The organism is Nocardia sp. NPDC060220 (assembly GCF_042727815.1).
Lineage (GTDB): Bacteria > Actinomycetota > Actinomycetes > Mycobacteriales > Mycobacteriaceae > Nocardia.
This window is the reverse complement of sequence record NZ_JBHWZY010000394.1, coordinates 1-6,244: the sequence shown is the minus strand read 5'-3', so window position 1 is coordinate 6,244 and position 6,244 is coordinate 1. Positions and strand designations below refer to the sequence as shown.

7 protein-coding genes are annotated in these 6,244 nt (G+C 67.3%); 2 read left to right on the top strand and 5 right to left on the bottom strand.

The annotated features are described in order from the left end of the window. Positions 1-13 precede the first annotated feature (13 nt). Positions 14-2,014, top strand: a complete 2,001-nt coding sequence (locus tag ACFWF3_RS20495; RefSeq protein WP_379314882.1) for an SDR family oxidoreductase — start codon at positions 14-16, stop codon at positions 2,012-2,014. Between the two features lie 55 nt (positions 2,015-2,069). Here ACFWF3_RS20495 and ACFWF3_RS20490 read toward each other — a convergent pair whose 3' ends face one another. The 5 genes from ACFWF3_RS20490 to ACFWF3_RS20470 form a co-directional block, all read right to left on the bottom strand. Next, positions 2,070-2,954: an NAD(P)H-binding protein gene (locus ACFWF3_RS20490; RefSeq protein ID WP_379314881.1), complete on the bottom strand. Its 885-nt coding sequence runs from the start codon at positions 2,952-2,954 to the stop codon at positions 2,070-2,072. Between the two features lie 70 nt (positions 2,955-3,024). Beyond that, positions 3,025-4,218 carry an NAD(P)/FAD-dependent oxidoreductase gene (locus ACFWF3_RS20485; protein WP_379314880.1) on the bottom strand — a complete coding sequence of 398 codons (1,194 nt, stop codon included), beginning with the start codon at positions 4,216-4,218 and terminating at the stop codon, positions 3,025-3,027. Beyond that, positions 4,215-4,397 (bottom strand): rubredoxin, encoded by a 183-nt coding sequence (locus ACFWF3_RS20480; RefSeq protein ID WP_266289085.1) that lies wholly within the window; start codon positions 4,395-4,397, stop codon positions 4,215-4,217. The genes ACFWF3_RS20485 and ACFWF3_RS20480 overlap by 4 nt, the downstream gene beginning before the upstream one ends. Then, a complete protein-coding gene (locus ACFWF3_RS20475; protein ID WP_378997037.1) occupies positions 4,394-4,570 on the bottom strand; it encodes a rubredoxin in 177 nt (58 codons plus the stop codon). The genes ACFWF3_RS20480 and ACFWF3_RS20475 overlap by 4 nt, the downstream gene beginning before the upstream one ends. Beyond that, a complete protein-coding gene (locus tag ACFWF3_RS20470; protein WP_379314879.1) occupies positions 4,567-5,793 on the bottom strand; it encodes an alkane 1-monooxygenase in 1,227 nt (408 codons plus the stop codon). The genes ACFWF3_RS20475 and ACFWF3_RS20470 overlap by 4 nt, the downstream gene beginning before the upstream one ends. A gap of 149 nt (positions 5,794-5,942) precedes the next feature. Between ACFWF3_RS20470 and ACFWF3_RS20465 the strand changes: the two genes are divergently transcribed. Further along, positions 5,943-6,244 (top strand): TetR/AcrR family transcriptional regulator (locus tag ACFWF3_RS20465; RefSeq protein WP_379314878.1); only part of this gene is annotated, 302 nt, incomplete at its 3' end.

The following is a 6,244-nucleotide window of genomic DNA, read 5'->3' as shown; positions in this document are numbered from 1 at the left end:
CAGGGTTTCCTACATCGTGACAGGCGGTACCGGATTTCTGGGTCGACGCGTGGTGCGGGGGCTGCTCGCAGCCGACCCCACCGCGATCGTGCACGTGCTGGTGCGCGCCGAGTCGCTGCCCAAGTTCACCGCGCACAATGCGCAACATCCCGACAGTGACCGCGTGTTCGCGCTGGTCGGAGACCTGACCGCCGACGGCCTCGGTCTCGGCGACGGCGCACCGCGTGCCGATCACGTACTGCACCTCGGCGCGGTCTACGACATGACCGCCGACGAGGAGACCGCCCACGCGGCCAACGTCGCGGGCACTCGCTCGGTGATCGAATTGGCCCGCAACCTCGATGCCACCCTGCACCACGTGTCCTCGGTGGCGGTGGCGGGCGACCACCGCGGCAAATTCTTCGAGGAGGATTTCGACCTCGGCCAGAACCTGACCTCGCCGTACCACCGCACCAAGTTCGCCGCGGAGAAACTTGTTCGCGAGGCCACCGACGTGCGCTGGCGGGTATATCGCCCGGCGATCGTCGTCGGCGATTCACGGACCGGCGAAATGGACAAGATCGACGGCCCGTACTACTTCTTCTCCGCCATTTCGACGCTGGCCGGCCTGCCGTCCGAACTGCCGCTGCCGCTGCCCGATCTGGGTGCGACCAATGTGGTGCCGGTCGACTACGTCGCCGAGGCGATGGTGCGACTGGTGCGCCGCGACGGCCTGGACGGGCGCACGTTCCACCTGGTCAACCCGCGGCCGCAGCCGTTCGGGGAGATCTACCGCGCACTGGCCGCCGCCGCGGGCGGTCCGGTCGGCATCGGCACCGTGCCCGGCAGCGCACGCGCGCTGAGCGGGCTCGGCCACGTGCCCGGCGCGAACACGGTGCGCGACTTCCTGTTCGAACAGGCAGGTATTCCCGCCGAGGTCGCACCCCACGTCGGATTCACCGCCGACTTCGTCTCCGATTCCACCCAGGCGGTACTGCCCGGCCTCACCGTGCCCGCCTTCGACACCTACGCCGACCGTCTCTGGGACTTCTGGCGCGTCAATCTGGACCCGCACCGCGGTCGTCCCGCCGCCGACGCGCACCCGCTCTCGGGCCGCACGGTGCTGATCACCGGCGCGTCCTCGGGTATCGGCCTGGCCACAGCCCACGCCGTCGCCCGCCGTGGCGCGATCGTGCTGATGATCGCCCGTGGCGTCGAAGATCTCACGGCCGCAGCGGAATCCGTGCGCGCCGAAGGGGGCACCGCGTTCGCCTACCCCTGCGACATCACCGACTCGGAGGCGGTCGACCTCCTCGTCAAGACCGTGCTGACCGAGCACCACCATGTCGACTACCTGATCAACAACGCCGGTCGCTCCATCCGCCGTTCGGTGGCCAACTCGGTGGACCGGATGCACGACTTCGAACGCACCATGGCGGTCAACTACTTCGGTGCCGTCCGCCTCATCCTGGGGCTGCTTCCCTCGATGCGCGAGCGTCACTTCGGCCACATCGTCAACATCTCCTCCATCGCCGTGCAGACCAAGGCACCTCGCTTCGCCGCCTATGCCGCGAGCAAGTCCGCCCTGGACAACTTCAGCGATATCGCCGCCGTCGAAAACCGTGGCGACGGTGTGTCTTTCACCTCGATCCGGATGCCGCTCGTGCGCACCCCGATGATCGCGCCCACCGATCTCTACCGTTCGCTGCCCCTGCCCGACCCCGACCGGGCGGCCGACATCGTGGTCCGCGCTCTGCTGGAACGCCCCGACCGCATCGACACCCCCGCGGGCACCTTCGCCCAGGCGGTCGAGATGTTCCTGCCCTCGCTCAAGCGCACGATCATGCACACCGGGTTCCGGTTCTTCGGCGAATCCACTGCGGCACAGGGTAAGTCCGTTCCCGCCGCGGTCACCGAGCCCGCCGAACCTACGCGCAATGCCCTCACCGTCCTCGGCCCGGTCTTCGCACCGCTGATGGTGATGCCGAACTCGGCGGCCCGCATGAGCCGGGTGCTGCCCGGCGTGCACTGGTGACATCACCCTGAACACCCGGCCGGTCATGACGTTAGTCGTGACCGGCCGGTTCGGTTCACCGCAGCCAGGTGCTCGCCCAGGCGGCGAGGGTCGTCGGCGTGGTGGTGAGCACCGTTCGCGGGTTCTCCGCGACGAATCCGGAACTCAATCCCGCGGACATACCGGCGATTCCGTCGATCTGCCCCTGTCCGAGGCCCGCTGCTCGCAGCGCTTCCCGGAACTCGTTGTCGGCGAGGTGGATCGGGGTGACCGCATGGCCCAACTGCCGGCCGAGGATCTCGGCGACCTCGATGAATGTCAGATCCCGCGGACCGTGCACGGCCTGCACGACACGCCCCGACCAGGCATCCGACAGCAGTCGGGCCGCCGCCACCTCACCGATATCGCGCGGATCCACCCAGGCCATCGCATGGTCGGGCGGCCACGGTGTGGACAGCGTGCCCGCCCGGATCTCGTCGAGCTGGGTCAGCAGATTGGTGAAGAAGTAGCCGCACCGCAGGTGCACCACATTCGCCCCGGTCTTGTCGAGCAGCTCCTCGGTCCGCGCCAGCCCGTCGATTTCCCCGGCCCCACCCCGCTTCTCAGCACCCACACTGCTGACGAACACCGTCGCCTCGATCCCGTTCTCGACAACAGCACGCGCCGCCGACGCTCCCATCCGCGCGAACCCCGCCACCGGATCACCCTCCACCAGCGCAGGCGGATCCACCCAGAACAACCGATCCGCCCCCACGGTGGCCCGCACCACCGCCTCCGAATCCCCCTGATCGACCCGCACGACGTCGACGAACTCCCGCATCGCGTCATCGAGCCGCCCTGGATCGCGCATCAGCACAGTCGGCCGAACCCCCGCCTGTACCAGCAACTGCACAACCCGAGCTCCCACATGCCCGACCGGCGTAGTGACAACAACCTTCTTCGCGTCCTCTCTCAGTTCCATAACCCCACGCTAAAACCCATCGCGGCCAGTTCCTGACCGCAACAGCCGGCGGATTTCGCCAGCTCTCGGTTCAGCGTGAACGAACCAGGTCGAGGGAAGTGTTCGGTGACCACGGCTGCCCTGCGGCGATGAGGGTGCGGGTGGCTCTGAGTTCTCTCGGTCTTGCCATGGCTACGGCACCGACGGGGTGACCGTTGTGCAGGGCGATCGCGAGGAAGTCCCGGGAGCCGAGGTCGCCGTCGATGACCAGGTCGTCGTGGGGGTGCAGCCAGCCTGCGAAGTGCATCGACAGGCCGTGTTGGTCGGTCCAGCCCCAGGGGACTTCGGCGGGGGCCGCGGGGTGGCCGAGGATGGCTTTGGCAGCCGCGGCGCCGTCCGACATCGCCGTGTTCCAGTGTTGGCCGCGTTCGTATTCGCCACGGCGGGGGTTGAATGCGGTGGTGGCATCGCCCGCGGCGAAGACGGCGGGGGCCGAGGTGCGGTAGTGCTGGTCGACGATGATGCCGTCGTTCACCGCGATGCCGGCGGATTCGGCCAGGGCGGTGTCGGGGATCGAGCCGATGGCAACCAGGGCGGCGGCCGCGGTGAACGTGCGGCCGTCGGTGGTGGTCGCGGTGACGCCTGTGGCGGTGTCGACCAGTTGTGTGGTGGTGACACTGTTCTCGACGACGACGCCGTGCTCGATGTGGATGTCGCGCACCAGGTTCGACACGGCGTTCGGCACTACCCGATCGAGCAGCCCCGGCCCGGCGTTCAACAGCGTCACCTCGGCGCCGAGACCGCGCGCGGTGGCGGCGACTTCGCAGCCGATGAGCCCGCCACCGATGATGAGCAGCGAGCCGCCCCTGTCGATCGCGGTTTGCAGTGCGACGACGTCGGCCTGTCTGCGCAAGGTGTGCACGCGGGTGGACGCAGTGTCGATCGTGCGCGCGCCTGCTCCGGTGGCGAGCAGCAGGCTGTCGTAGCCGAGCACCTCGCCGGTGCTCAAACGCACTGTCGCGCTGTCGGTGTCGATCGCGCGCACCAGCGTGGCAGGGCGCAGATCGACCGCGTTGTCGGCCCAGAACTTCACCGGCTTCAGCACCGCCCGCTGGAACGGCGTAGTGCCCGCGAGCAGCTCCTTGGAGACCGCCGGTCGGCGGTACGGCAGGTCGGGTTCGGCCCCGACGAGCACGATCTCACCGGCGTAGCCCTCGCGTCGCAGGGTCTGGGCGGCGGTGGCGCCGGCGACACCGGTGCCGACGATGACGATCCGTCCACTCATCCGCGGCTCACCTCCCGCATATCGAAATCGGCCTTGGCGGCACCACAGTCGGGGCAGGACCAGTCGTCGGGAATGTCGTCCCAGCGGGTGCCGGGTTCGATACCGTCCTCGGGCCAGCCGAGCGCCTCGTCGTATTCGAAGCCGCACTGAACACACTGGAACAGTCGATAGTCGCTCATCGGGTTGCACCTTCCCTCGGTTCGAAGTCGACCTTCTCGCGCACACCGCAGTCGGGACAGCACCAGTCGTCGGGGATCTGCGACCAGACCGTGCCGGGCGCGAAACCCTCACGGGGAGCACCGAATCGCTCGTCGTAGACGTAGTCGCAGATCGGGCAGAGATACGCCATCAGTTCACTCCGTACTTCGCCAAGACCCGCGCGCGCTTGCTGGGCTGGATGTTCACGCGGGTGATGTCGCCGTTGTAGTGGGCGAGCACGCGATGGTCCATCACCTTGCGCCACAACGGCGTCACGTAGGCCAGGCCGATCAGGCTCGCGTAGCCGCTGGGCAGCTCGGGCGCGCCGTCCATGTGGCGCAGGATCTGGTAGCGGCGGGTGGGGTTGGCGTGATGGTCGCTGTGCCGTTGCAGGTGGTAGAGGAAGATGTTGGTGACGATGTGGTCGGAGTTCCAGCTGTGCTCGGGGGTGCAGCGCTCGTAGCGGCCCGAGGCGGTCTTCTGCCGGAGCAGACCGTAGTGCTCGAGGTAGTTCACCGTCTCCAGCAGCGAGAAACCGTAGATCGCCTGGATCACCAGGAACGGCAGAATCGACGGACCGAACACCGCGACCAGCCCCACCCACAGCACGACCGACATGAGCCAGGCGTTCACCACGTCGTTCTGCAGCGAGAACGTACTCTTGCCCAGCCGCTGCATGCGGGTGCGCTCCAGCTCCCACGACGAGGTCAAGCTGCCCCACACGCTGCGCGGCAGGAAGCTCCAGAACGATTCGGCGAACCGCGCACTGGCCGGATCCTCCGGCGTCGCGACGCGCACGTGGTGGCCACGGTTGTGCTCGATGTAGAAGTGGCCGTAGAAGGTCTGGGCCAGCGTGATCTTCGACAGCCAGCGTTCGAGTTCGTCCTTCTTGTGGCCGAGTTCGTGCGCGGTGTTGATGCCGACGCCGCCCATCGCGCCGATCGTGAAGGCCAGACCGATCTTGGAGATCAGGCCGAGACCACCGTCGATGCCGAGCCAGGACAGGTTGTCCGCGGTCCACAGGTAGCAGGCGAACACCAGGCTGAACACCTGCAGCGGAATGTAGGCGTAGGTGCAGTAGCGGTAGTACTTGTCGTTCTCCAGCTGCTCCATCACCTCCTCGGGCGGGTTCTTGCCGTCGGGCCCGAAGAACCGGTCGAGGGTCGGCAGCAGCACGTACAGCAGGATCGGCCCGAGCCACCACCACACGGGCGCGACGGCCTGCCAGCCGAACTGGTTGAAGGCCCACACGAACCCGCTCGCCAGCAGCGTCGCACTGGGGGCGACGAGGCCGAACAGCCACAGGTATCGCTTGGGATCTCGCCACTGTGGCGGCGCCGCCGATCCTGCGTGGTCACCGATTCGAGATGTCGTCATTGCCATTCTCCTCATCACCGAGACTTCGGACACCTTCTCGCTCGAAGTCGCCTTCGTTTACACATTAGCGCGTGTTGTTCCGATTGGATACACAATCACGCATATTGTCAATGAACGAGCACATCGATGGGCACATGTAGGATGATCACGTGGCCGAACCACCGAACTTTCAGGCAGAAATGCGTCAACTGCTGCGCGACCGGATGATCGACGCCGCGCGCACGATGGTCGTCAGCGAGGGCTGGGGCGCGGTCAACATGTCGCGGGTGGCCAAGGAGGTCGGTATCAGCAGGCCGGTCCTCTACAAGGAGATCGGCACCAAGCAGGCGCTCGCGGATGCCCTGATCGAGCGTGAGACCGGCATCTACCTGACCGGCATCGCCGAGACGCTGGCCCGGCATCCGGCCGACCCGCTCGCCGGCATGACCGCCGCCGCCGAGTACACGCTGCG